This window comes from Photobacterium kasasachensis, from assembly GCF_050336885.1.
GTDB lineage: Bacteria > Pseudomonadota > Gammaproteobacteria > Enterobacterales > Vibrionaceae > Photobacterium > Photobacterium kasasachensis.
Genome location: NZ_JAKJSH010000057.1, coordinates 1 through 1,503, shown reverse-complemented (window position 1 = coordinate 1,503; position 1,503 = coordinate 1). Strand labels below are relative to the sequence as shown.

Sequence of the window (1,503 nt, the reverse complement as noted above, 5' to 3'; positions counted from 1 at the left end):
GTTGGTTAGAGCACATCACTCATAATGATGGGGTCACAGGTTCGAATCCCGTCGTAGCCACCATCCTCCCTCTACCGGGATGATGTAAAACTCATGATGCGGAAGTGGCGGAATTGGTAGACGCACCAGATTTAGGTTCTGGCGCCGCAAGGTGTGAGAGTTCAAGTCTCTCCTTCCGCACCATTCTCTCCCCTCTTTGAGGCACGAGAGACAGTTCTTAAGTGAACATCCTGCAGGTCTATCGCCAAGCGGTAAGGCAACGGGTTTTGATCCCGTCATTCCCTGGTTCGAATCCAGGTAGACCTGCCACTATTTAAAGCTGTTGAGCAACTTATTTGGTCAGCAACTTAAAATTGGCTACGTAGCTCAGTTGGTTAGAGCACATCACTCATAATGATGGGGTCACAGGTTCGAATCCCGTCGTAGCCACCATCCTCCCTCTACCGGGATGATGTAAAACTCATGATGCGGAAGTGGCGGAATTGGTAGACGCACCAGATTTAGGTTCTGGCGCCGCAAGGTGTGAGAGTTCAAGTCTCTCCTTCCGCACCATTCTCTCTCCTCTTTGAGGTACGAGAGCAGTTCTTAAGTGAACACCTGCAGGTCTATCGCCAAGCGGTAAGGCAACGGGTTTTGATCCCGTCATCCCCTGGTTCGAATCCAGGTAGACCTGCCATCTTTCAATGCTGTTGATTATCATGTATAGTCAGCAACCTTGTGAGGCTACGTAGCTCAGTTGGTTAGAGCACATCACTCATAATGATGGGGTCACAGGTTCGAATCCCGTCGTAGCCACCATCCTTCCTTTACCGGAATGATGTAAAACAGTAGAATGCGGAAGTGGCGGAATTGGTAGACGCACCAGATTTAGGTTCTGGCGCCGCAAGGTGTGAGAGTTCAAGTCTCTCCTTCCGCACCATTCTCTCCCCCTCTTTGAGGCAGTGAGAGCGGCTTTGTAAAAAGCCTGTTGTGAGAACAACACATTGTAGGGCTATCGCCAAGCGGTAAGGCAACGGGTTTTGATCCCGTCATCCCCTGGTTCGAATCCAGGTAGCCCTGCCACCTTTTCAAGGTGTTGATTATCCTGTATAGTCAGCAGCCTGTAAAAAAATGGCTACGTAGCTCAGTTGGTTAGAGCACATCACTCATAATGATGGGGTCACAGGTTCGAATCCCGTCGTAGCCACCATTTTCTTTAACGAGAAAATGACACCATGTGCGGTGGTGGCGGAATTGGTAGACGCGCTAGCTTCAGGTGCTAGTGTCCGCAAGGACGTGAGGGTTCAAGTCCCTCCCTCCGCACCAAGTTACAAATTCAATGCTTACGGGCGTTGATTAAAAAGAAAAAATGCGGAAGTGGCGGAATTGGTAGACGCACCAGATTTAGGTTCTGGCGCCGCAAGGTGTGAGAGTTCAAGTCTCTCCTTCCGCACCATTATTCTTTAGTTCGGAACACCAATTCCCGAACTGAAAAATACAATCAGAGTTACATCAGCTCGCTCG

11 tRNA genes are annotated in these 1,503 nt (G+C 49.7%); all 11 read left to right on the top strand.

Annotated elements, in window-relative coordinates:
- Positions 1–98: 98 nt before the first annotated feature.
- Positions 99–183 (top strand) — tRNA-Leu (locus L4D19_RS30170).
- A 51-nt stretch (positions 184–234) separates the two neighbouring features.
- Positions 235–309: transfer RNA gene (locus tag L4D19_RS30165), tRNA-Gln, on the top strand.
- A gap of 46 nt (positions 310–355) precedes the next feature.
- A tRNA-Met gene (locus L4D19_RS30160) sits at positions 356–432 on the top strand.
- A 35-nt stretch (positions 433–467) separates the two neighbouring features.
- Positions 468–552: transfer RNA gene (locus L4D19_RS30155), tRNA-Leu, on the top strand.
- Between the two features lie 49 nt (positions 553–601).
- Positions 602–676, top strand: a tRNA-Gln gene (locus tag L4D19_RS30150).
- Positions 677–721: 45 nt separating this feature from the next.
- Positions 722–798 (top strand) — tRNA-Met (locus L4D19_RS30145).
- Positions 799–834: 36 nt separating this feature from the next.
- Positions 835–919: transfer RNA gene (locus L4D19_RS30140), tRNA-Leu, on the top strand.
- Positions 920–987: 68 nt separating this feature from the next.
- Positions 988–1,062 (top strand) — tRNA-Gln (locus tag L4D19_RS30135).
- A gap of 50 nt (positions 1,063–1,112) precedes the next feature.
- Positions 1,113–1,189 (top strand) — tRNA-Met (locus tag L4D19_RS30130).
- A 29-nt stretch (positions 1,190–1,218) separates the two neighbouring features.
- Positions 1,219–1,305, top strand: a tRNA-Leu gene (locus L4D19_RS30125).
- A gap of 45 nt (positions 1,306–1,350) precedes the next feature.
- Positions 1,351–1,435 (top strand) — tRNA-Leu (locus L4D19_RS30120).
- Positions 1,436–1,503: the final 68 nt, after the last annotated feature.